18 protein-coding genes and 1 tRNA gene are annotated in these 22,391 nt (G+C 74.0%); 15 read left to right on the top strand and 4 right to left on the bottom strand.

What is annotated here, in order from left to right; all coding sequences use genetic code 11:
* Positions 1 to 171: 171 nt before the first annotated feature.
* The 12 genes from F1C15_RS05380 (at position 172) to F1C15_RS05325 (ending at position 14,065) form a co-directional block, all read left to right on the top strand.
* Entirely contained in the window at positions 172 to 807 is a 636-nt protein-coding gene (locus tag F1C15_RS05380; protein WP_185233419.1) for a 50S ribosomal protein L25/general stress protein Ctc, read from the top strand.
* A 51-nt stretch (positions 808 to 858) separates the two neighbouring features.
* Positions 859 to 1,443 (top strand): aminoacyl-tRNA hydrolase, encoded by a 585-nt coding sequence (gene pth / locus F1C15_RS05375; RefSeq protein WP_185234087.1) that lies wholly within the window; start codon positions 859 to 861, stop codon positions 1,441 to 1,443.
* A 113-nt stretch (positions 1,444 to 1,556) separates the two neighbouring features.
* Positions 1,557 to 5,171 carry a transcription-repair coupling factor gene (mfd, locus tag F1C15_RS05370; protein WP_185233417.1) on the top strand — a complete coding sequence of 1,205 codons (3,615 nt, stop codon included), beginning with the start codon at positions 1,557 to 1,559 and terminating at the stop codon, positions 5,169 to 5,171.
* Between the two features lie 7 nt (positions 5,172 to 5,178).
* A complete protein-coding gene (locus F1C15_RS05365) occupies positions 5,179 to 5,856 on the top strand; it encodes a MazG nucleotide pyrophosphohydrolase domain-containing protein (RefSeq protein WP_185233415.1) in 678 nt (225 codons plus the stop codon).
* 494 nt (positions 5,857 to 6,350) lie between these two features.
* Positions 6,351 to 6,941 carry a TetR/AcrR family transcriptional regulator gene (locus tag F1C15_RS05360; RefSeq protein WP_185233413.1) on the top strand — a complete coding sequence of 197 codons (591 nt, stop codon included), beginning with the start codon at positions 6,351 to 6,353 and terminating at the stop codon, positions 6,939 to 6,941.
* A gap of 289 nt (positions 6,942 to 7,230) precedes the next feature.
* Positions 7,231 to 8,475, top strand: a complete 1,245-nt coding sequence (locus F1C15_RS05355) for a HisS family protein (protein WP_185233411.1) — start codon at positions 7,231 to 7,233, stop codon at positions 8,473 to 8,475.
* Between the two features lie 112 nt (positions 8,476 to 8,587).
* Positions 8,588 to 9,868 (top strand): phosphopyruvate hydratase, encoded by a 1,281-nt coding sequence (gene eno, locus F1C15_RS05350; RefSeq protein WP_185233409.1) that lies wholly within the window; start codon positions 8,588 to 8,590, stop codon positions 9,866 to 9,868.
* A 93-nt stretch (positions 9,869 to 9,961) separates the two neighbouring features.
* Positions 9,962 to 10,501, top strand: coding sequence for a septum formation initiator family protein (locus tag F1C15_RS05345; RefSeq protein WP_056056685.1), 540 nt, complete (start codon positions 9,962 to 9,964; stop codon positions 10,499 to 10,501).
* A complete protein-coding gene (locus F1C15_RS05340; protein WP_056056684.1) occupies positions 10,498 to 11,049 on the top strand; it encodes a DUF501 domain-containing protein in 552 nt (183 codons plus the stop codon). Before F1C15_RS05345 ends, F1C15_RS05340 begins: the two co-directional genes overlap by 4 nt.
* A gap of 5 nt (positions 11,050 to 11,054) precedes the next feature.
* Positions 11,055 to 12,308, top strand: coding sequence for a S8 family serine peptidase (locus tag F1C15_RS05335; protein WP_255465495.1), 1,254 nt, complete (start codon positions 11,055 to 11,057; stop codon positions 12,306 to 12,308).
* A 39-nt stretch (positions 12,309 to 12,347) separates the two neighbouring features.
* Entirely contained in the window at positions 12,348 to 13,871 is a 1,524-nt protein-coding gene (locus tag F1C15_RS05330; RefSeq protein WP_185233407.1) for an NAD(P)/FAD-dependent oxidoreductase, read from the top strand.
* A gap of 119 nt (positions 13,872 to 13,990) precedes the next feature.
* Positions 13,991 to 14,065 (top strand) — tRNA-Leu (locus F1C15_RS05325).
* 48 nt (positions 14,066 to 14,113) lie between these two features.
* On the opposite strand, the gene F1C15_RS05320 is transcribed toward F1C15_RS05325, so the two are convergent.
* Positions 14,114 to 16,399 carry a hypothetical protein gene (locus F1C15_RS05320; protein ID WP_185233405.1) on the bottom strand — a complete coding sequence of 762 codons (2,286 nt, stop codon included), beginning with the start codon at positions 16,397 to 16,399 and terminating at the stop codon, positions 14,114 to 14,116.
* A gap of 238 nt (positions 16,400 to 16,637) precedes the next feature.
* Here F1C15_RS05320 and F1C15_RS05315 point away from each other — a divergent pair, with 238 nt between their 5' ends.
* Entirely contained in the window at positions 16,638 to 17,219 is a 582-nt protein-coding gene (locus F1C15_RS05315) for a LemA family protein (protein WP_056056679.1), read from the top strand.
* A 3-nt stretch (positions 17,220 to 17,222) separates the two neighbouring features.
* On the opposite strand, the gene F1C15_RS05310 is transcribed toward F1C15_RS05315, so the two are convergent.
* Positions 17,223 to 18,443, bottom strand: coding sequence for a winged helix-turn-helix domain-containing protein (locus tag F1C15_RS05310; protein WP_185233403.1), 1,221 nt, complete (start codon positions 18,441 to 18,443; stop codon positions 17,223 to 17,225).
* A 155-nt stretch (positions 18,444 to 18,598) separates the two neighbouring features.
* Between F1C15_RS05310 and F1C15_RS05305 the strand changes: the two genes are divergently transcribed.
* Complete coding sequence (locus tag F1C15_RS05305; RefSeq protein WP_185233401.1) at positions 18,599 to 19,990, top strand: AI-2E family transporter; 1,392 nt, start codon at positions 18,599 to 18,601, stop codon at positions 19,988 to 19,990.
* The gene (gene ilvA, locus F1C15_RS05300; protein ID WP_056056676.1) at positions 19,983 to 21,221 is read left to right on the top strand and encodes a threonine ammonia-lyase; all 1,239 of its coding nucleotides are present in this window, start codon (positions 19,983 to 19,985) and stop codon (positions 21,219 to 21,221) included. Before F1C15_RS05305 ends, ilvA begins: the two co-directional genes overlap by 8 nt.
* Before the next feature lie 55 nt (positions 21,222 to 21,276).
* Here ilvA and greA read toward each other — a convergent pair whose 3' ends face one another.
* Positions 21,277 to 21,771: a transcription elongation factor GreA gene (greA, locus tag F1C15_RS05295; protein WP_056056674.1), complete on the bottom strand. Its 495-nt coding sequence runs from the start codon at positions 21,769 to 21,771 to the stop codon at positions 21,277 to 21,279.
* A 163-nt stretch (positions 21,772 to 21,934) separates the two neighbouring features.
* A complete protein-coding gene (locus F1C15_RS05290; protein ID WP_185233399.1) occupies positions 21,935 to 22,390 on the bottom strand; it encodes a DUF4307 domain-containing protein in 456 nt (151 codons plus the stop codon).
* Between the last annotated feature and the right edge of the window lies 1 nt (position 22,391).

The raw sequence follows: 22,391 nt of genomic DNA, 5'->3' as shown, positions 1-22,391 counted from the left end.
GCGAGGGATGCCCCGGCATCCGTGATCGACGAGGTAGGCAGGCACTCAGTCCCGAGACCGCCCTCTGGGTGGTCGCTCCACGGCTGTGGGTCCCTCCTCACGCGACGCGCGTTCGAGTTGACACCGACCACACACCCCCAGGCCCGAGGGCCTGCAGAAACGGAGACCACCATGTCCGACGACAACACCCTGTCCGCCACCCTGCGCACCAGCTTCGGCAAGGGAGCGGCCCGCAAGATCCGCGCCGCCGACGCGATCCCCGCGGTCATCTACGGCCACGGCACCGACCCCCAGCACGTCACCCTCCCCGGCCACGAGACGATGCTCATCACGCGTCGCTCGAACGCGCTCATCACGCTCGACATCGAGGGCACGAAGCAGCTCGCCCTCGTCAAGGACATCCAGCGCGACCCGGTGAAGCAGATCATCGAGCACATCGACCTCATCGTCGTCCGCCAGGGCGAGAAGGTCAGCGTCGACGTGCCCGTGCACGTCGAGGGCGAGTCGGCTCCCGGCACGATCCACGTCGTCGAGCTCAACGTCGTCTCGCTCGAGGTGTCGGCCACCGACATCCCGCAGTCGGTCGTCGTCTCGATCGAGGGCCTCGAGGAGGGCTCGCAGGTGCACGCCTCCGACCTTGCGCTCCCCAAGGGCGCGACGCTGGTCACCGACCCCGAGGTGCTCGTGCTGGCCGTCTCCGTGCCGCAGCTCGACCTCACCACCGACGCCGTCGACGACGAGTCGGGCGAGGCCGCCGAGGCCGAGGGCGACGTGCCCTCGATCGAGGACGAAGAGCGCTCCGAGTAACACCCGCACCACCGTCTGACGCCCCGCCCCTGCATCACTGAGGAGGACCCCCTGAGCGACCAGTGGCTCGTGGTCGGGCTCGGCAACCCCGGGCCCGGCTACGCCGGCAACAGGCACAACGTCGGGCAGATGGTGCTGGCCGAGCTGGCCCACCGCCTGTCCGCGGGGTTCAAGAAGCACAAGACGAACTCGCTCGTCGCGGAGGGCCGCCCGGCACCGGGCGGCCCCCGCTTCGTGCTCGCGGCGCCCGGCAGCTTCATGAACCTCTCGGGCGGCCCCGTCGCGGCCCTCCTCAAGTACTACGACCTCGACGTGTCGCGGCTGATCGTCGTGCACGACGAGCTCGACATCGACTTCGACACCCTCAAGATCAAGCAGGGCGGCGGCCACGGCGGCCACAACGGCCTGCGCGACATCATCGCGGCGACGGGGTCGAACGAGTTCCTCCGGGTCAGGGTCGGCATCGGCCGCCCCCCGGGCCGCCAGCCGGCCGCCGACTTCGTGCTGCGCGACTTCACGCCCACGGAGCGGCAGACCCTGCCGATCCTCGTGGCCGACGCCGCCGACGCGGTCGAGATGATCGCGGCCGACGGGCTGACGGCGGCGCAGCTGAAGTTCCACACGGCGAAGAGCTAGACGTTCCACACCGCGAAGAGCTAGTTCCCTCCCGGGAGCGGTGTCGCAAGCCGGGGCTGAGCCCTCAGCGAACCCGCGGGCTGTCTGTCGGTCGTGCCGAGTAGCCTTGCCGGGTGATACTCGCGGGCTTGATCTCGGCGCTGTCGCGCGCCTCCACGTTCTCCGCTGCCCTCGACCGGGCCGGTCGCAGCACCGACTACAGCCTGGTCGACGGTCTGCGCGTCCCCCTCGTCGCCGGCCTCCTGGCCCGCCGTGAGGGTCCTCAGGCGATGCTGGTCGTCACGGCGACCGGCCGCGAGTCGGAGGCCGTGCGCGGCTCCCTCGCGAGCTACCTGCCAGACGCCGAGGTCATCGAGTTCCCCGCGTGGGAGACCCTGCCGCACGAACGCCTCAGCCCCGGTGCCGAGACCGTCGGCAAGCGCATCCACGCGCTCCGGCGCCTCGCCGCCTGGTCGGCCGAGGCCGCCGCGACGCCCGACGCCGTGCGGCCGATCGTCGTCGTGGCCGGCGTCCGTGCCGCCCTGCAGCCCCTGGCCGACAACCTCGCCGACATCGACCAGGTCGAGCTGACCGTGGGCTCCCGTGGGCACGACCTGACCGCCATCTCGCAGTCGCTCGTCGGCCTCGCCTACGCCCGGGTCGACATGGTCACCCGTCGGGGCGAGTTCGCCGTCCGCGGCGGCATCCTCGACGTCTTCCCGCCCACCGCCGAGCACCCCGTCCGCGTCGACTTCTTCGGCGACGAGGTCGACCAGATCCGGCGCTTCTCGGTCGCCGACCAGCGGAGCCTCGACGGCGACGTGGCCGGCGTCGAGCTGCCGCCGAGCCGCGAGATGCTGCTCACCGACGACGTGCGGCAGCGGGCGCGCGAGATGCAGCACGAGTTCCCGAGCCTCGCGCAGATGCTCGCCAAGATCTCCGAGGGCATCCCCGTCGAGGGCATGGAGTCGCTCGCGCCCGCCCTCGTCCACGGCCTCGTGCCGCTCACGCACTACCTGCCGGCGGGCGCCTCCGTCGCCGTGCTGTCGCCCGAGCGCGTGAACTCCCGTGCCCAGAGCCTCGCCGAGACGAACCGCGAGTTCCTCTCCGCGGCGTGGAACGCCGCGACCGCCGGCGCCGAGGCGCCCATCGACCTCGACGCGGGCGACTTCATCACCCTTCGCCAGCTCCGCGAGTCGGCGGGCGACCGCACCTGGTTCACGATGAGCTCGTTCGACACCGGCGAGGTGCTCAGCGACGAGGACGCCGCCGCGTCGGCCGGCGACTACGTGCGCGTCGAGGCCGAGAGCGTGCCGAGCTTCAGCGGCCACGCCGAGGGCGCCGTCGACCACGTGGTGCAGCGCCTCCGCGACGGGTGGAGCGTCGTGGTGACCTCGCGGGGCGTCGGCCTCGTCGAGCGGGCCCGCGACGTGCTCGGCGAGCGCGCCGTGGCCGCGCGCCTGCTCGACGACCTGCCCGACGAGCTCGAGCCGGGCGTCGCCCTGCTCGTCGCCGGCGGGGTCGAGGCCGGCTTCGAGCTGGCCGAGGCCAAGGTCGCCGTGCTCGGCGAGAGCGACTTCTACGGCCGCTCGGCGAACTACGACTCCCGGCAGGTGAAGAAGCTCGCCAGCCGCCGCAAGGCGGTCGTCGACCCGCTGCAGCTCAAGCCCGGCGACGTCGTCGTGCACCAGACGCACGGCATCGGCAAGTTCCTTGAGCTCACCAGCCGCGAGGTCAGCACCGGCGGCAAGAACGCCGTGAAGAACAGCCGCGAGTACCTCGTGCTCGAGTACGCGCCGTCGAAGCGCGGCTACCCGGGCGACAAGCTCTACGTGCCCACCGACCAGCTCGACCTGCTCAGCCGCTACGTCGGCGGCGAGGCCCCCACGCTCAGCAAGATGGGCGGCAGCGACTGGGCCAGCGCCAAGAGCAAGGCCCGTCGCGCCGTCCGCGACATCGCCGTCGAGCTCGTGAAGCTGTACTCCGCGCGCATGGCGTCCAAGGGCCACGCGTTCCCGCCCGACACCCCGTGGCAGCGCGAGCTGGAGGAGGCCTTCCCCTTCGCCGAGACGCCCGACCAGCTGACGACCATCGACGAGATCAAGGCCGACATGGAGCGGCCCATCCCGATGGACCGCCTGCTCTCCGGCGACGTCGGCTACGGCAAGACCGAGGTCGCCGTGCGCGCCGCGTTCAAGGCGATCCAGGACGGCAAGCAGGTCGTCATGCTCGTGCCGACGACGCTGCTCGTCAAGCAGCACTTCGACACCTTCGCCGACCGGTTCGCGGGCTTCCCCGTGCACCTGCGCAGCCTCAGCCGCTTCCAGTCCGCGAAGGAGAGCCGCGAGACGATCGCGGGCCTCGGCGACGGCACCGTCGACATGGTCATCGGCACCCACCGCCTCCTCAGCGAGAGCATTGTCTACAAAGACGTGGGGCTCGTCATCATCGACGAGGAGCAGCGGTTCGGCGTCGAGCACAAGGACGCGCTGAAGAAGCTCAAGACGAACGTCGACATCCTCGCGATGTCGGCGACGCCGATCCCGCGATCGCTCGAGATGGCCGTCACCGGCATCCGTGAGATGTCGACCCTGGCGACCCCGCCGGAGGACCGCCACCCCATCCTCACCTTCGTCGGCCCCGAGAGCGAGCGGCAGAAGGCCGCCGCCATCCGCCGCGAGCTGCTCCGCGAGGGCCAGGTCTTCTACGTCCACAACCGCGTCTCGAGCATCAACCGCGTCGCCGCGCAGATCGCCGAGCTCGTGCCGGAGGCGCGGGTCGCCGTCGCGCACGGGCAGATGGCCGAGTCGACCCTCGAGCAGGTGATGGTCGACTTCTGGGAGCGCAAGTTCGACGTGCTCGTCTCGACCACCATCATCGAGACCGGGCTCGACATCGCCAACGCGAACACGCTCATCATCGACCGGGCCGACAAGTACGGCCTCAGCCAGCTGCACCAGCTGCGCGGCCGCGTCGGCCGGGGCCGCGAGCGCGGCTACGCGTACTTCCTCTACGACGCCGAGAAGCCGCTCAGCGAGACCGCCCAGGACCGCCTCGAGACCATCGCGGCGAACAATGAGCTCGGCGCGGGCATGCAGGTCGCCTTGAAAGACCTCGAGATCCGCGGGGCGGGCAACCTGCTCGGCGGCGAGCAGTCCGGGCACATCGCCGGCGTCGGCTTCGACCTCTACCTCCGCATGATCGGCGAGGCCGTCGGCGCCTTCCGCGGCGAGGTCGCCGAGGGCCAGACCGAGCTGCGGCTCGAGCTGCCCGTCGACGCCCACATCCCCGAGGAGTACGTCGAGAGCGAGCGCCTCCGCCTCGAGGCCTACCAGAAGCTCTCGACCGCCAGCTCGCCCACCTCGACCGACGAGCAGATCGACGCCGTGCTCGAGGAGCTCACCGACCGCTACGGGGCCCCGCCCGCGTCCGTGCTCGCGCTCATCGAGGTGTCGCGCCTCCGCCGTGCCGCCCAGAAGGCGGGGCTCAGCGAGGTCGTCGTCATGGGCAGCAACCTCCGGGTCGCCGGCCTCGACCTGCCCGACAGCATGCAGGTGCGCCTGCAGCGCATGTACCCGGGCTCGCGCTGGTTCGGCCAGACGCGCTCGGTGAGCGTCCCCCTGCCGCGGAAGCACGGCGAGGCCCTGCCCGACGGCGAGCTGATCACCTGGGTCGAGCAGCTCATGTCGTCGATCTACGGCGCCGAGGCGCCGCGCCCGTCCGCCGACAGCTCCGCCGCGGCGAGCTGAGTCGACCGTGACGGACGGCGTCGACGGCCGCGCGGGCGCCGAGCTCGCGGCGCTCGTCCGCGTGGTCGAGGCGCTGCTGGCCGACGAGGGCGGCTGCGAGTGGAACCGCGCCCAGACCCCTGAGAGCCTCGTCACCTACCTGGTCGAGGAGTCGTCGGAGCTCGTCGAGGCGATCGAGTCGGGCACCCCGGCCGACCGCCGGGAGGAGCTCGGCGACGTGCTGTACCAGGTCGTGCTCCACGCTGCGATCGCGGCGAGGGCGCCGGGGGAGGGCTTCGACCTGGCCGACGTCGTCCGCGACGTCGCCGCGAAGACCGTGCGTCGGCACCCCCACGTCTTCGCCGGCGACGAGGCCGCCGACGTCGACGACATCGTCCGGCTCTGGTCCGCCGCCAAGGCCCGGGAGAAAGCCGACCGCCGCAGTGCCTACGACGGCGTGCCCCTCGGCCTGCCCGCCCTGGCGAGGGCACAGAAGGTGGAGTCGCGGCGCCGGTCGGCCGGTCATGTCACGCCGCCCGCCGCCCCCGTCGACGGCGCGCCCGACGTCGAGCTCTCGTGGGGGCGTGAGCTCCTCGCCCGCGTCGACGCGGCGACCACGGAGGGGCTGGACGCCGAGCGGGCGCTCCGTCGAGCCGTCCGCGAGCGGGAGCAGCAGCTGCGGTCGGGCGAGGCCCCGCGGCCGTAGGGCACTCGGCCGGGGTCGGACGGGGCCCCGCCGCGAGGTCGCCGTCGTGGACGGACAGGGCACGGGGCGAGAAGACAGGGGAGAGGGCCGGGGGTCCGACCGACCCGAACGGCGGACACCCCGGCACAGGGCACCCGACCGACCCGAACGGCGGGCGCCCCCACGTGCCCGGCCACACGGCGGTCGAGGACCAGCCGCGCGGGCGAGGGGCACGTCGGCGCCGCACTGCGTCGAGGGGGATCACCCCCGATGCATCGTGCGGCACTGCGTCGAATGTACCGGGTGGAGTGCTGACATGTCAAAGACGGAACCCTGATGTGTCATGTGGTCGGCGGTCGCCGGTGGTCGTCGACGCTGCTCGTCGACCCCGGCGAGTCCGCCCGCCGGTGTCGTCGGGGGCGTCCGGGGGCCGCGGTGGCCGTCTGTTATCGTGCGACCGGGCCGACGACCCGGCGCAGGGCCGGGCTGCTCGCCCTCGCAGAGGAGGGGCTCCCGTGCCTCGCAGACCCGACCCGACCCGCAAGCCCGAGCTGCTCGCGCAGATCATCGAGCACCTCCGCAGCCGGTCGATCGCCACGGTGTCGTTCCGCACCCTCGCCGACGCGCTCGGCGTGAGCACGTACGTCTTCGTCTACCACTTCGGCAACCGCGCCGAGCTCGTCGCCGAGATCGTGCGCGGAGTCGTCGCGCGGCACGACGCCGCGCTGGCGGTCGACCCGACCGCCCTGGACGCCCGGGCGCTCCGGTCGCACCTGCTCGACGCCTGGGCCGACTCGACCAGCGAGCGCGGCCGAGACCTGCTGCGCCTCGAGACCGAGGCGGCCCTGCTCGAGGTCGTCGCCGGCGAGCAGGGCCCGGCCCGGGGCGAGGTCGCCCGCTGGCACGACTTCGTCGCGCGCTGGCTGGTGGCGCAGGGCGTGCCGGAGGCGGTGGCCGGGCCGGAGGCGCGGGTCGCCGTCGACGCCCTCCGAGGCCTCCAGCACGACGCCCTCGTCACGGCGGAGGTGCGCCCGCTCACGACCGCGGCCACCCGCGTCGTCGACGACCTCGTGGCCCGCGCGCCGCAGCTCGCCTCCACGCCGTGACCGCACGCCGGGGTCGAGCCCGGAGCGGTCCCGTGACGGTCGGTCACGCCGTGGCCGGCCCAGGGCGGAGCCGCCCCGCCCCGCGCTGATGAACGGGCCAGGCGCGAGGCGCCTGGCCCGTCGTGGAGCCCTCACCGCAGGGAAGGGAGGGCGCCGGGGTCGGTCGCCGGTGCGCAACCCGATTCGCGCCGACGACCTGCGTCGACCATAGCCGACATGTCACATGACGCGCAATCCCGCGGGGCTCGACCGCGCGCCTCCCGGGGCTGCCCTCTGGGATGATGGTGCGATGCCCTCACACGTGACCCCGCCGCGCGGGATGCGAGACTTCCTGCCCGCCGAGAAGCGCCGCCGCGAACGCGTGCTGGCCACCGTGCGCGACGTCTACCGCTCGCGGGGCTTCGACGAGATCGAGACCCCGGTCGTCGAGGGCGCCGAGTTCCTCTGGTCCGGCCTCGGCGGCGACAACGAGAAGCAGGTCTTCGCGGTGCTGCGCCGCGGGCTCGACCTCGACGCCGTCCGCGCCGTCGGGTCGCCGCTCGAGCTCGCCGACCTCGGGCTGCGCTTCGACCTCACCGTGCCCCTGGCCCGGTTCTACGCGTCGCACCGGGCCGAGCTGCCGACCGTCTTCCGCTCGGTGCAGATCGCTCCCGTCTGGCGGGCCGAGCGGCCGCAGAAGGGCCGCTACCGCCAGTTCGTCCAGTGCGACATCGACATCCTCGGCGAGCCCGGGCAACAGGCCGAGGTCGAGCTGATCTCGGCCACGACCGACGTGCTCGACGCCCTCGGGCTCCGGGGCACGACCATCCGCGTCAACGACCGCCGCGTGCTGCTCGGCGTGCTCGCCCACTGGGGCGTCGCCCCCGAGCTGACCGACCGGGCGCTCGTCGAGATCGACAAGCTCGACAAGATCGGCGTCGAGGGCGTGGCGACGCAGCTGCGCGAGCTCGGCGTCGGCGGCGACGACCTCGCGGCGCAGCTGCACCAGCTCGGCGAGGCGACCTTCGACTCGATCACCGGCTCCGCGCCTCCCGCCTGGCTCGACGCCGAGGCCGCAGCCGACCTCGTGGCCCTCCGCGACGCGCTGCCGGGCGCGACCCTCGTGCTCGACCCGACGCTGGTGCGGGGCATGGGCTACTACACCGGCACCATCTTCGAGGTGGCGCACCCCGACTTCAGCTACTCGCTGGGCGGCGGCGGTCGCTACGACGGGATGATCGGCCGGTTCCTCGGCACCGACGTGCCGGCCGCGGGCTTCTCGCTCGGCTTCGAGCGCATCGTCGACCTCGTCGAGCTCGACGGGGCCGACGACGACGGCCTGGCCGTGCTGCACGACAAGACGGTGCCGCCGGCCGAGCTGGTCGCCCTGCAGCGGGCGCTGCTCGCCGGCGGCGAGGGCCGGGTGCGGCTCGAGCGCCGCGCGAAGAACGCCAGGGGCCAGCTCGCCGCGCTCGCGGCCGCCGGCTTCGGGCGGTTCGCCTCCGTGCGCGGGGGCGAGTCCGTCGACGAGCTGCAGATCCGCCCGATCGGCTGACCGACGGCGGGCGAACGTCCGCTGAACACCCGCGTCGCCGGTCGGAGGCGCGGCTAGGCTAGGCGGCGGGGCCCAGGCCCCGACGACCTGACGACACACTAAGGAGTTCTCCGTGGCAGCAATCGACGCCGTAGGCGCCCGCGAAATCCTCGACTCGCGGGGCAACCCGACCGTCGAGGTCGAGGTCCTGCTCGACGACGGGACCGTGTCGCGCGCGGCCGTCCCCTCGGGCGCATCCACCGGGGCCTTCGAGGCCTACGAGCTCCGCGACGGCGACGACAGCCGCTACCTCGGCAAGGGCGTGCTCAAGGCCGTCGCGGCCGTCATCGACGAGATCGGCCCGGAGGTCGAGGGCCTCGACGCCACCGACCAGCGCCTGATCGACGCGGCGATGATCGAGCTCGACGGCACCGAGAACAAGTCGCGCCTCGGCGCCAACGCCATCCTCGGCGTCTCGCTGGCCGTGGCCCGCGCCGCCGCCGACTCGGCCGACCTGCCGCTCTTCCGCTACCTCGGCGGCCCGAACGCCCACACGCTGCCCGTGCCGATGATGAACGTCATCAACGGCGGCTCGCACGCCGACAGCAACGTCGACATCCAGGAGTTCATGATCCTGCCGATCGGCGCGTCGACCTTCGGCGAGGCCGTCCGCTGGGGCGCCGAGACCTACCACGCGCTGAAGAGCCAGCTGAAGGCCGCCGGCCTCTCGACCGGCCTCGGCGACGAGGGCGGCTTCGCGCCGAACCTCGAGAGCAACCGCGCCGCGCTCGACCTGCTGGTCGAGGCCATCACCACGGCCGGCTTCACCCCCGGGAAAGACATCGCGCTCGGCCTCGACGTCGCCTCGAGCGAGTTCTACTCCGACGGCTCGTACACGTTCGAGGGGCAGTCGCGCGACTCGGCCTTCCTCGCCTCGTACTACGCCGACCTCGTCGCCTCGTACCCGCTCGTCTCCATCGAGGACCCCCTCGACGAGGACGACTGGGAGGGCTGGGCGCACCTCACGAGCGAGATCGGCCGCAAGACGCAGATCGTCGGCGACGACCTCTTCGTCACCAACCCGACCCGCCTCGCCAAGGGCATCCAGACCGGCGCCGCGAACTCGATCCTCGTCAAGGTGAACCAGATCGGCACCCTGACCGAGTCGCTCGACGCGGTCTCGCTCGCCCAGCGCAGCGGCTACACCACCGTGCTGTCGCACCGCTCCGGCGAGACGGAAGACACCACGATCGCCGACCTCGCCGTCGCGACCGACGCCGGCCAGATCAAGACCGGCGCCCCGGCCCGCAGCGAGCGCGTGGCGAAGTACAACCAGCTGCTCCGCATCGAGGAGGAGCTCGGCGAGGCCGCGGTCTACGCCGGCTACTCGGCGTTCCCGCGCTTCCAGGCCTAGCCAGCGCCCCGCCGAGAGGCCCGTCCCCGCCCGGGGGCGGGCCTCTCGGCGTTCCGTGACCCGGCGCCCGGGTGCGTCGTCTACCCTCGACACATGCCTCGTGAGACCCCGAACCGCCGCGTGCCGGTGAGCCTCCCGGCCGCCGACTCGGCCGCGGGCGCCTGGCTCCGCAACATCCGCTCGTCGGGCTTCAGCCTCGTGATGCTCGTCATCCTCGTGCTCTTCGTCGTCATCCTCGCGCCGTCGCTCCGCACGCTCATCCAGCAGCAGCAGCAGATCGCCGCCCTCGAGCAGGAGGTCCGCGACCAGCAGGCCGACGTCGACGACCTGCAGGGCGACGTCGCGCGCTGGAGCGACCCGGCCTACATCGAGGCCCAGGCCCGCGACCGCCTGCTCTACGTCTACCCGGGCGAGTACAGCTACCTCGTCATGGGCGAGTCGGCCGGCGCCGAGCCCTCGCAGCCCGCCCCGATCAGCGACTCGCTGCAGACCCCCCAGGTCGACTGGGTGGCGGCCATGACGTCGTCCGTGCTCGACGCCGGCCTCAGCGACGCCCCCGCGACCGAGCTGGTCGCGCCCGACCTCGGCGGCGCGACCGTGCCGTCCTCCACCTCGACAGGCGGCACCCCGTGACGACCCCTCCCTTCGACCCGGTCACCGACGACGACGTGCGCATCGTCACGGCGCAGCTGGGCCGCCCCGCCCGCGACGTCGTGGGCATCCCCGCGCGCTGCGTCTGCGGGGCGCCCACCGTCGTCGCGACGAAGCCGCGCCTCGGCGACGGCACGCCCTTCCCGACGCTCTACTACCTGTGCCACCCGGGGGCGACGGCGGCGGTCTCGACCCTCGAGGCCACCGGCGTGATGACCGAGATGACCGAGCTGCTGGCCGGCGACGAGCAGGTGCGCGAGCAGTACCACGCCGCCCACGACGCCTACCTCGCCGACCGCGAGGGCATCGAGCACGTCGCCGAGATCGCGCACGTCACGGCGGGGGGCATGCCCGAGCGCGTCAAGTGCCTGCACGCCCTCGTCGGCCACGCCCTCGCGGCGGGCCCCGGGGTCAACCCGATCGGCGACCTCGCGCTCGAGCGTGCGTCGTGGAGCCCCGACGTCTGCCGCTGCCCCGACTGGCTCGACGAGTCCGCCCCGGCGACCACCGCCTCCGACGGCGCAGCCTGACCGCCGTGCGGCGGCGAGGGGGCGTCAGCGTCGCGGCCGTCGTCGCCGCGGCCGCCCTCGTCGTGCTGCCCGCGGCCTCGGCGCGTGCCGACGCGATCCGCGACCAGCAGTACTGGCTCGCCGACTACGGCATCGAGCAGGCCTGGCAGACCACCCGGGGCGCAGGAGTCACGGTGGCGGTCATCGACACCGGCGTCGACGGGTCGGTGCGCGAGCTCCAGGGCGCCGTCGTCGGGGGCACGGACGTCAGCGGCCAGGGCAGCCCCGACGGTCAGACCCCGGTCGGGACGGACGACCCGGCGCACGGCACCCTCGTCGGCTCCATGCTCGCGGGCCGAGGCACCGGCAGCGGCGACGGCGTCGTCGGCGTCGCGCCCGAGGCGAGCCTGCTGTCGGTCTCGGTCGGCTTCGGCACCGGCGCCGTCGACTCCGACACCCAGATCGCCGACGCGGTCCGCTGGTCGGTCGACCATGGCGCCGACGTCATCAACATGTCGCTCACCCGCAACACGCTCGACTGGCCGACCAGCTGGGACGACGCGTTCCTCTACGCGATGGAGCACGACGTGGTCGTGGTGGCCGCCGCCGGCAACCGCGGCAGCGGCACGACCGAGGTGGGCGCGCCCGCGACCATGCCCGGCGTGCTGACCGTCGCGGGCGTCGACCGCTCGGGCACGGCGAGCTTCGACGCGTCGAGCCAGGGCATCACCATCGGGGTCGCCGCGCCGAGCGAGAAGCTCGTCGGGGTCGGCCCCGACGACGTCCACTACAGCTGGAACGGCTCGAGCGGGGCCACGCCCCTCGTCGCGGGGATCGTCGCCCTCGTGCGGGCCGCCCACCCCGAGCTCGACGCCGACGACGTCATTAACCGCGTGGTCGCGACGGCCGAGCCGCGCGGCGCGAGCCAGCCCGACCCCCTCTACGGCTACGGGCTCGTCGACGCGGCGGCGGCCGTCACCCGTGACGTACCGCACGTCGAGGCGAACCCGATGGGCGACCTCTCGGAGTGGATCCGCGTGCACCGCCGCGCCGACGAGGTCGTGCCCGACGGCAGCTCGTCGGCCGTGCCCGTCGAGCCGGCGCCGGTGCCCACCCCCGAGACCCCCGACGGCGAGCGGCTGTCGGCCCTGCTGCCCACGGTCGAGACGATGCGGTCGACGGGCGTCCCGCTCATCGTCTTCGCGGTCTTCGGCGGGGCCCTGGTGCTCGTCGGGGTCGGCGCCGCCCGGCAGTACGGGCGGGGCCGTCGGCAGGAGTAAAGTCTCCTGCGACACCCCACAACGAGGAGAGCCTTCACCGTGCCTGAAATCCTGATCGTCGGCGGCGGCTACGCCGGCTTCTACACCGCCTGGAAGCTCGAGAAGCACCTCCGTCAGGGGGAGGCGTCGGTGACGGTCGTCGACCCGCTGCCCTACATGACGTACCAGCCCTTCCTCCCCGAGGTCGCGGCCGGCTCGATCGAGCCCCGTCACGCCGTGGTCTCGCTCCGCCGCCACCTCAAGAAGACGAGGGTCGTCACCGCCAAGGTGACCGCGGTCGACCACGCCACGAAGACCGCGACGATCACCCCGTCCGTCGGCGACGCGTGGACGATGCAGTACGACCAGATCGTCATGACGGCCGGCGCCGTGTCGCGCACCTTCCCCATCCCGGGCGTGGCCGACGAGGCCATCGGCCTCAAGACCATCGAGGAGGCCGCGGCGATCCGCGACAAGCTCCTCACCAACTTCGCGAAGGCGGCCGACCTGCCCGCCGGCCCGCTGCGCGACCGCCTGCTGACGGTCACGGTCGTCGGCGGCGGCTTCGCCGGCATCGAGATCTTCGCCGAGCTGCGCAGCTTCGCCAGCGACCTGCTGAAGAAGTACCCGACCCTCACCATCGACGACACGCACTTCCACCTCGTCGAGGCGATGGGCCGCATCATGCCCGAGGTGTCGCTCGAGACGAGCCACTGGGTGCTGAAGAACCTCGCCGAGCGCGCCGCCACGGTGCACCTCGACACGCAGCTGCAGTCGGCCGTCGGCGGCAAGATCGAGCTGTCGACCGGCGAGTCGTTCGAGTCGGACCTCATCGTCTGGACGGCCGGGGTCATGGCCAACCCGATGGTGCGCTCCACCGACTTCCCCCTCGAGCAGCGCGGCCGCATCACGGTGCAGGCCGACCTCCGCGTCGTCGACGGCGAGACCGTCGTGCCCGGCGCCTGGGCCTGCGGCGACGTCGCGGCGACGCCCGACCTCACGGGCAAGGGCGTCGGCGGCTTCTGCGTGCCGAACGCCCAGCACGCCGTCCGCATGGGCAAGCAGCTCGCCAAGAACATCACCGCCGTGCTCCGCGGCGAGGAGCCCGTCGACTACGTGCACGAGAACCTCGGCGCCGTCGCGGGCCTGGGCCTCGGCACCGGCGTCTTCCAGAGCGGCAAGTTCGTGCTGAAGGGCTTCCCGGCCTGGGCCGCGCACCGCGGCTACCACGGCATGGCGATGCCCTCCTTCGAGCGCAAGTTCCGCGTCGTCACCGGCTGGTGGAACAACTTCTGGCTCGGCCGCGACATCGTCTCCCTCGACGACCGTGAGCGCCCCCGTGCCGCGTTCGAGGCGTTCGCGTCGCGCCCGAAGCCGGCCGCCGACGAGCCCGCAGCGGCGCCCGCGCCCGAGATCGGCAAGGCCGCCGGCGAGCCCGGCCCCGCCTACGCGAACCCGGTCGACGCCGACGGCAGCGCGCCCGCCGAGGGCGAGAAGGTCGGGGCCACGGCCGGCGGCTCGGCCCGCGGCACCGGAGCGTCGACCGACGTCGCCGGCACCGACAAGGTGCCCGCCGCCGAGTAGTCACGGCACCGGCCGCCTCGAGCGGCCGACCACGACGCCCGCCCTGCTGCTCGTCAGCACGGCGGGCGTCGTCGTGTCCGTGCGACGGCCGCCGCCGCCGTCTCGTAGGCTCGGGGGAGGCCCTCGTAGCCCAACTGGTCAGAGGCAGGCGACTTAAAATCGTCCAAGTCAGGGTTCGAATCCCTGCGGGGGCACGGTCACGCCGTCAGGGCGACGCGGCCGACGCGGGCGACGGGCGCGGCTCAGGCCTCGCGGCCCGCGGGCTCGACCACACGCAGCCAGAGCCAGGCCGCGACCGCCCCGAGCGCCGCGACCGCGCTGGCCGCCACGAGCGGCACGACCGGGAACGCCGCCGTCGGCGCCCCGACGAAGACCACCGCGGCGACGCTCACGCCGACCACGACGAGCCCGACGTAGGCGCCGCGCGACCAGGCCCAGACTCGTCGCCCCGGCAGGCCGCCGAGCGGCACGAGCGAGACGACGAGCGAGCCGAGCCCGGCCAGGCACACGGTCGCCAGCGTCTCGCGGGCGAGCTCAGCGCCCGCGCCGGCCCCGGCCCCGGCCGCGGCCCCGGGCACGACGCCGTGGAGCACCCACGCCGCCCCGCCGAGCACGACGAGGGCCCCGAGCTGCGCGGCCGCCGCGACGCCGACGTCACGGGAGTCGGGCTCGCGCGCGGCCTCCGCGCCGCGGTGTCGCCCGGACGACGACGGCACGGCGACGAGGGCGCCCGTGAGCAGCACCCCCAGCACGAGCGGCGGGTCGAGCGAGAGGGCCCGCGTGGCCGCGCACGCGACGACGGCCGCCAGCAGGAGGCGCGGTGACATCCGCACGCGGAGGGCCAGCCCCCGGGCCCGCGCGACGAGCAGGGCGGGCAGCGCCACGCCCAGCCCGTTGATCACGACGAGCCCGATCACGATCCCCAGCGCCAGGCGGGCGTACTGCAGCTCGTCGTCGACCCCGGCGGCGACGGCCGTGACGGCGGCGCCCGCCACGAGGGCCAGGGCGACCGGCAGCCACGGGCTGATCGTGGCCGCGCTGAACGACGTGGGCAGCTCGACGCCGCGGTTGCGGCCGGTCAGCGAGGCGGGGCGCCGTCGCTGCCGCCCGCGCAGCGACGCGGCCGCGAGGCGGGCCGGCGCGGCCACGAGCAGGAGGAACAGCAGCGCCAGCCCGCCGGCGAGCGCCCAGGCCGGGCCGCCGAGGGTCTGGCCGAGCGTCGGCAGGTGCTCCCCGAACGAGGTGGCGGTGGCCCAGGTGCCCCGGGGGCCGTCACCGGTGCCGGGGTCGCCCCCCGCGCCTCCTGCGGCGTCGTCGGTCGGAGGTCCGCCGTCGCCGCCGGGCGACCCGGGGGCGACCGGCGCGGCCGACGTCGACGGGCCTGCGGGCGACGGGGAGGCGGTGGGGGCGGGCGTGGCACCGGGTCGCGGCGTCGGGCCCACGACGGGAGGCGCGACGGCGGAGGCGGGGTCGACCACGGTCACCGTGACGCCGGCCGAGGGGGGCCCGTAGTTGCCCGCCGGGTCGACGAGGGCGGCCTGGACGACGTGCGAGCCTAGGGGGAGGTCGGAGCCGGTGGTGCTGCACGACCACGGGCCGTCGCCGACGACGACCTGGCAGACGGGCGAGCTGTCGACGTAGACGGTCGCGAGGGCTCCGGCCTCGCCGCTCCCGGTGACCGTCACGGGCTGCGCGGCGATCCGCTGCCCGGCCGTCGGCGAGGTGAGGCGCGGAGCGGCGGGCGCGTCGCGGTCGACCCGCACCGAGACGGCGCTCGAGGCGGCGGAGCTGGGCACGTCGGGCACGGAGGGCGACGACTGCGTCGCGGTCACCGTGTACGAGCCGGAGGGGAAGGCGGAGGCGGGCAGCGTCGTCGTCCACGACCCGTCGCCGCCGGCGGTCGCCGTGGCGCGGGCGCCGCCGCTGGCCGTGACGGTCACCGTGGCGCCGGGCGCGGCCGTGCCGGAGAGCTTGCCGCCCACGAGGAGGCCGCCGCGGACGGTCGGCGGGGTCAGCACCGAGAACGGGCCCGAGTCGACGTCGGGCGTGCTCGGCTGGTCGAGGTCACGGGCCGTCGCCGTCCAGGCCGCGCCGGTGGGCACCGGCCCGGAGCACGACCAGGCCCCGTCGGCGTCGGCCGTCACCGCGTCGCAGAGGGTGCGGAACGTGCCCGAGCCGCTGACCGAGACCTTGACGCGCGCGCCGGGGGTCGCGGTGCCGCTGACGAGCACCGTGCCCGTCGCGCTGTCGCCCACCGGGCCGATCGTCGGCGCGACGGGCTCGGCGGTGGGCGGGGGAGTCGTGGGCGGGGCACCGAGGGAGGGCGGCGCCGGCGACGGGGTCGGGCTCGCCGCCGCCCAGCCGGGTGCGGACGGCCCGGCGAGCAGCAGCGCGAGGCCCAGGACGGTCGCGAGGACCACGGTGACGGACGCCCGGGCCCTGCCCTGCGCCGGGGCGTGCCGGAGGCCCGCGGGGCGGCCGGTCGGGGCCGGGCGTCGCGGGGCGGCGGAGGGCAGGAGGTCGATCACTGAGACCCATTCAGCACGGCCGCGGGGGACAAGTCAATCCGCTGCGCGGAGGAGGACCGTGTGCTCCTCCTCGCCGGTCGACGACGCATGTCGTGAGTTCGCTCCGAGAACGCCCAGTCGACGTGGAGGCCCCGTCGGGCGCATTTATAGTGTTCTCCGGACCGAGCCCCGACCCGACGACGTCTCCGAGCCCCCCGCTCGGCCGCGGGTCGCCACGCACCTGGAGGAGTCACCCGTCATGCAACCCGGCCTCACCGGCATCCTCGTCGCCGTCGGCGTCGTCGTCCTCCTCCTGCTCCTCGCGGGCATCTGGGCCTGGGCGTCGTACCACTCGCTCGTGGCGCTCCGCACCCGGGTCGACGAGGCGTGGGACGGCATCGTCGTCCAGATGCGCCGCCGGGCCGAGCTGGTGCCGACGATCGTCGAGCAGGTCAGGGGCTACGCATCGCACGAGACCAAGGCGCTCGAGACCGTCGAGCGGGCTCGGGTCGAGACCCTCGAGGCGAGCACCCCGGCTGCCGCGTCGACCGCCGAGGGGCACCTGCAGACCGCGCTCCGCGGGGCCTTCACGGTCTCCGAGTCGTTCCCGCAGCTGCAGGCGAGCCAGTCGTTCCTGCAGCTGCAGTCCGAGCTCGTCGAGACCGAGGACGGCCTCCAGGCCGCCCGTCGCTCCTACAACGGCGGCGTCCGCGAGCTGAACGCGAAGGCCGCCGGCTTCCCGGCCCGGCTCTTCGCCCCGCGCCTGGGCGTCTCGCAGCGCGACTTCTTCGAGGTCGAGCAGCCCTCGACCATCGCCGAGCCGCCGCGCGTCCAGTTCTGACCCCTAGCTGACGTCGCCCGCCCCGACGGCGCCCCGCAGCGCCGCCGCGAGGTCGCCCCGGTCGACGACCTCCACCCGCTCGAGCCCCTGCCAGCGGGCCGCCCGGCCCAGCAGCGCCGCGAGCCGGTCGACGTCGACGGGTAGGTCGCGCTCCCGCCACGAGGCCTGGACCCTCAGCACCCGGGCCTGCCGGTCGCTCTTCAGGTCGACGCGGGCGACGAGCTGGTCGCCCTGCAGCACCGGCAGCACGTAGTAGCCGTGCACCCTCTTCTCCTGCGGGGTGTAGATCTCGATGCGGTAGCGGAACCCGAACAGGCGCTCCGCCCGGGGCCGCGTCCAGACCACGGGGTCGAACGGTGAGAGCAGGGCGTCGGCGGCGATCCGCCGGGGGAAGGCCGCGTCGCGGTGCAGCCAGCCGCCTCGCGGCCAGCCCGGGACCGTCACCGGCGTCACGACGCCCTGGTCGGCCAGGTCGTGCAGGGCGGGCACGACGTCGGCCGTCTTCATGCGCCAGTGGTCGGCGAGGTCGGCGGTGGTCGCCACGCCGGAGGCGCGGGCCGCGTGGGCGAGCAGCCGACGGTGGGCCTCCTCCCGCCCCACCTCGACGGCGAGGAGCTCGGCGGGCAGCACCTGCTCGGGCAGCGCGTACACCCGCTCGAACCGTCGTCGCCCGGCGCTGACGAGCGCCCCCACGCGGAAGAGCGCCTCGAGCCCGCGCTTGACGTCGCTCCAGCCCCACCACGGCCCCGTGCGCCGGTTCGCGTCGTGCTCGACGAGGCTCGCGGGCAGCGGGCCCTCGCCGCGCAGCTCGTCGAGCAGCCAGGCGGCCGTCCGGGCGTTGGCCGACAGCCACGACCCCGGATCGGCCTCTGCCCGGGCGCGGTGGTCGTCCATGCGCCAGCGCATCAGCGGCCAGGTCTCGACGGGCAGCAGCGCGGCCTCGTGCGCCCAGTACTCGACGTACCGCCCGCGCGGGGCGAACAGCAGCTCGTCGAGCCGGTCGCGGTCGTAGTGGCCGAGGCGGGCGAAGACGGGGAGGTGGTGGCTGCGCTCGAAGACGTTCACCGAGTCGATCTGCAGCAGGCCGAGGCGGTCGACGACGCCGTGGAGCTGGCGGGCACCGACGGCCCGGGGGCCCGCCGCCTCGGCGACGGGCCGGCCGAGGCCCTGCGCGGCGAGGGCCGTGCGGCGGGCCTGGGCGGGGGAGAGGGCGTCGCGGGTCACGGGGCGACCCTACCGACGGCCGCCGACACGGCCGACCCGGCCCGCGCCTCCTCGTGTCGCGGTGCCGACGCAGCCGGGCCCGAGACGGGGTCAGCATGCCGGAAGGGGCATGTGGCGCGGGCGTCACGGTCGGCCGCGACACCTACACTGAGCGCATGAACCGCCTCCGACGGCTCCTCCGACGCCCCCCGGGCAGCCACGTCGCGACGCCCGTGCCCGCCGAGCCCGTGCCCGGCGCCGCGGCGCTCCCGTCGGCCCCCGTCACGGGCCCGGAGGTCGCTCCCGAGCGCCGCACGGAGGGCGACCTCGACGGTGCGCTGCCCCGCGGCGTCGTCGTCGCCGGCGCGTGGTCGTGGCGCGTCCTCGCGATCGTCGGCGTCATCGCCGTCTTCGTCTGGCTGGTCATCCAGCTGCGCATCATCGTCGTGCCGTTCATGGTGGCCCTGCTCATCGCGGCGCTGCTCGTGCCCCTCTCGTCGTGGCTGCAGCGGCACGGCTGGCCTAAGTGGCTCGCCGTCGTCGTCAGCCTCGTCGGCTTCGTCGTCGTCGTGGCCGGGCTGCTCTACCTCGTCGTGCTGCAGATCATCGACGGCTGGCCCCAGCTGCGCGACCGGTCGGTGGCCTCGTACGTCGAGCTGAAGGGCGTGCTGCTCGACTCGCCCCTGCACCTCACCGAGGCGCAGCTGAACGGCTACGTGACCGACGCCGTGACCGCCCTGCAGCAGGACAGCCAGCCGCTCCTGCGCGGCGCCCTCTCCGTCGGCACGACGGCCGGCCACGTCGGCGCCGGGCTCGTGCTCGTGCTCTTCTCGACGATCTTCGTGCTGGCCGGCGGCGGCGACATCTGGCGCTGGTTCGTCCGTCTCTTCCCGCGACGCGCCCGCACGGCCGTCGACGGCGCCGGCCGGGCCGGCTGGACGACGCTGACCAACTTCGTCAAGGTGCAGATCCTCGTCGCCGCGGTCGACGCCGTGGGCATCGGCCTGGGCGCGTTCTTCCTGGGCCTGCCGCTCGTCGCGCCGATCGCCATCGCGGTGTTCCTCGGCTCGTTCGTCCCCGTGGTCGGCGCGGTCGCGACAGGCACCGTCGCCGTCGTCATCGCGCTGGTCTACAACGGCTGGGTGGTGGCGCTGGCGATGCTCGCGGTCGTGATCCTCGTGCAGCAGATCGAGGGCCACGTGCTGCAGCCGTTCGTCATGGGCGGCGCCGTCAAGGTGCACCCGCTGGCCGTGGTCTTCGCGGTCGCGGCGGGTGCCCTCCTCGCGGGCATCCCCGGCGCGCTCTTCGCGGTGCCCGTCGTCGCGGTGCTGAACGTCATGGTGTCGTACGTCGCGGGCGGCAGCTGGCGCGACGGGCCCCGATCGGTGCCCGCTCCGCCGGGTCGCGTGCCCCCGGGCCCGTCGGCCGGCGCCTCCGCCCCGAACACCAGGGGCGGCCCCGTGGTCGGCCCCTCGGCCACGTCCCCCGCGGCCACCTCCCCCTCCGCGGCCGACCCGGCCGCCGCCTCCGCTCGCTCCGTTCCGTCCCGAAAGGCCGCTGATGCCTGACCTCACCATCGCCGGGCCCACCCTGGCCGAGATCGAGGAGGCGCGGGTCCGCGTCTCGACGGTCGCCCGCGTCACGCCGATGGAGAGCTCGCGGTTCCTGGCCGACGTGCTGGGCTCGCCGGTGTACCTCAAGTGCGAGAACCTGCAGCGCACGGGCTCGTACAAGATCCGGGGCGCCTACAACCGCCTCACGCAGCTCTCCGATGACGAGAAGGCGCGGGGGGTCGTGGCCGCCTCGGCCGGCAACCACGCCCAGGGCGTGGCCTTCGCGGCGCGGGAGCTCGGCATCGCCGCGACCATCTTCATGCCGGTCGGGGTCGCCCTGCCCAAGCTGCAGGCCACCCGCGACTACGGCGCCGACGTGGTGCTCAGCGGCCACGCCGTCGAGCAGTCGCTGATGGCCGCCAAGGAGTTCGCGGCCACCACCGGCGCCGTCTTCATCCCGCCCTTCGACCACCCCGACGTCGTCGCCGGGCAGGGCACCGTCGGCCTCGAGATCCTCGACCAGGTGCCCGACGTCGACACGGTCATCGTGCCGATCGGCGGCGGCGGGCTCATCTCGGGCGTCGCGAGCGCCCTCAAGCAGAACGCCGCCCGCACGGGCCGCGACGTCCGCATCATCGGCGTGCAGGCGGTCAACGCGGCCCCCTACGCGGTGTCGATGAAGCGCGGCGTCCGCACCGACATCGAGGCCCTGCCGACGATCGCCGACGGCATCGCGGTCGCGAAGCCGGGCGTGCTGAACTTCGAGATCGTCCGCGAGACCGTCGACGAGGTCGTCACGGTCAGCGACGACGACACCGCCCGCGCGATGCTCGTCATGCTCGAGCGCGCGAAGCTCGTCGTCGAGGCGGCGGGCGCCGTCGGCGTGGCCGCGGTGCTCACCGAGCAGGTGCGCGACCTCGGCACGACCGTCATCGTCCTCAGCGGGGGCAACATCGACCCCCTGATGATGGAGCGCGTGATCGGGCGAGGCCTCGCGGCCGCCGAGCGGTACCTCAAGCTGCGGGTCGGCCTGCCCGACCGGCCCGGGCAGCTGACCCGGGTGTCGGAGATCCTCTCGGACGCGAATGCGAACGTCGTCGAGGTGCTGCACACCCGGCACGGCCGCGGGCTGCAGATCAGCGAGGTGGAGCTCGAGCTCAGCGTCGAGACACGCGGCCCCGAGCACGTCCAGCACGTGCTGCAGCGCCTCCGCGACGCCGGCTACGAGCCCCGCGTCGACTTCTAGGACGACGACGGCCCCCGCTCCGAGGAGCGGGGGCCGTCGTCGTCAGCGCCGAGGGCTACGGCGTGTAGGTCTCGACCGCGGTGACGGAGACCGCGATCTCCTTGCCGTTGGGGGCCGTGTAGCTCGTCGAGTCGCCCACCTTCAGGCCGTTGATGGCCTGGCCCAGCGGGCTGGTCTCGCTGTAGACCGAGAGGTCGCTGTCGGCGGCGATGATCTCGCGGTTGCCGAGCAGGAAGGTGCTGGGGTCGCCGGCGATCGTCGCGGTGACGACGGTGCCGGGGCCGACGATGCCGGCGGCGGCGGTGGACTCGCCGACCGTGGCGTTCTTCAGCAGGTTGGTGAGCACCCGGATGCGCGCCTCCATCTTGCCCTGCTCGTCCTTCGCGGCGTGGTAGCCGCCGTTCTCCTTCAGGTCGCCCTCTTCACGCGCCGCCTCGATGCGGGCGGTGATCTCCTTGCGGCCCTCGCCGCTCAGGGTGGCGAGCTCGGCCTGGAGGCGGTCGCGGGCGTCGGGCGTCAGCCAGGTCGTGGCGTCGTTGGCGTCGTTCATGGTGTCTCCGTTCGTGTGGCGGCCCGGCCGCGCGGTCGCCCGCGCGGGTGGTCCGGTCACGGGTGCTCACGTCGCGCGTGCGGGGAGCCGCGGGGCGGACGAGGCACGCCCCTCGAAAGAAGGAGACCGGCCGAGTGGCCGGTCTCCGGTGATCCGATGCAGTCTACGGAAGCCAGCACTCGTAGATCAACCCCGTCACCGCCCGCTCGCTGGTGGCCAGCGAGGTGGTGTACGTGGTCGAGTGGTTCGCCGCGGCGGGCAGGTGGACGACCTTCCAGCCGACGATCGCGAACTTCTGGTTCTGCGCCTGGACGGCGCAGCTCACCTCGGTGCCCGGCTGCACGCTGACGGTGTACTGCACGTCGACCGAGCGGTCGTCGAGCACCGTGTAGCCGACGTCGGTGCTCTCGAGCTTCGACCCGTCGCCGTCGAAGGCGGCGAAGACGACCCAGGCGGCGAAGACCACGACGAAGGCGACCGCGACCGAGACGGCGACCACCGTGCGCCGGCGGCGCGTGCCCGGAGACCGGCCGTAGCGGTCGTCGAGGTGCGACGAACGAGCCGTGTCGGGGGCCGGCGTCGAGGGCGCCGGAGATGCTGCGGGGGGCGTGGACGCCACT

This window comes from Frigoribacterium sp. NBH87 (genome assembly GCF_014217665.1).
GTDB classification, from domain to species: domain Bacteria; phylum Actinomycetota; class Actinomycetes; order Actinomycetales; family Microbacteriaceae; genus Frigoribacterium; species Frigoribacterium endophyticum.
This window is presented reverse-complemented; position numbering and strand designations above follow the sequence as displayed.

What these genes read in the sequence shown, in the direction of transcription:
- F1C15_RS05380 (WP_185233419.1), top strand. Translation starts at nt 172, where the DNA reads ATGTCCGACGACAACACCCTGTCCGCCACCCTGCGCACCAGCTTCGGC.
- F1C15_RS05355 (WP_185233411.1), top strand. Translation starts at nt 7,231, where the DNA reads ATGCCCTCACACGTGACCCCGCCGCGCGGGATGCGAGACTTCCTGCCC.
- F1C15_RS05345 (WP_056056685.1), top strand. Translation starts at nt 9,962, where the DNA reads ATGCCTCGTGAGACCCCGAACCGCCGCGTGCCGGTGAGCCTCCCGGCC.
- F1C15_RS05315 (WP_056056679.1), top strand. Translation starts at nt 16,638, where the DNA reads ATGCAACCCGGCCTCACCGGCATCCTCGTCGCCGTCGGCGTCGTCGTC.
- F1C15_RS05305 (WP_185233401.1), top strand. Translation starts at nt 18,599, where the DNA reads ATGAACCGCCTCCGACGGCTCCTCCGACGCCCCCCGGGCAGCCACGTC.
- ilvA (WP_056056676.1), top strand. Translation starts at nt 19,983, where the DNA reads ATGCCTGACCTCACCATCGCCGGGCCCACCCTGGCCGAGATCGAGGAG.
- greA (WP_056056674.1), bottom strand. Translation starts at nt 21,771, where the DNA reads ATGAACGACGCCAACGACGCCACGACCTGGCTGACGCCCGACGCCCGC.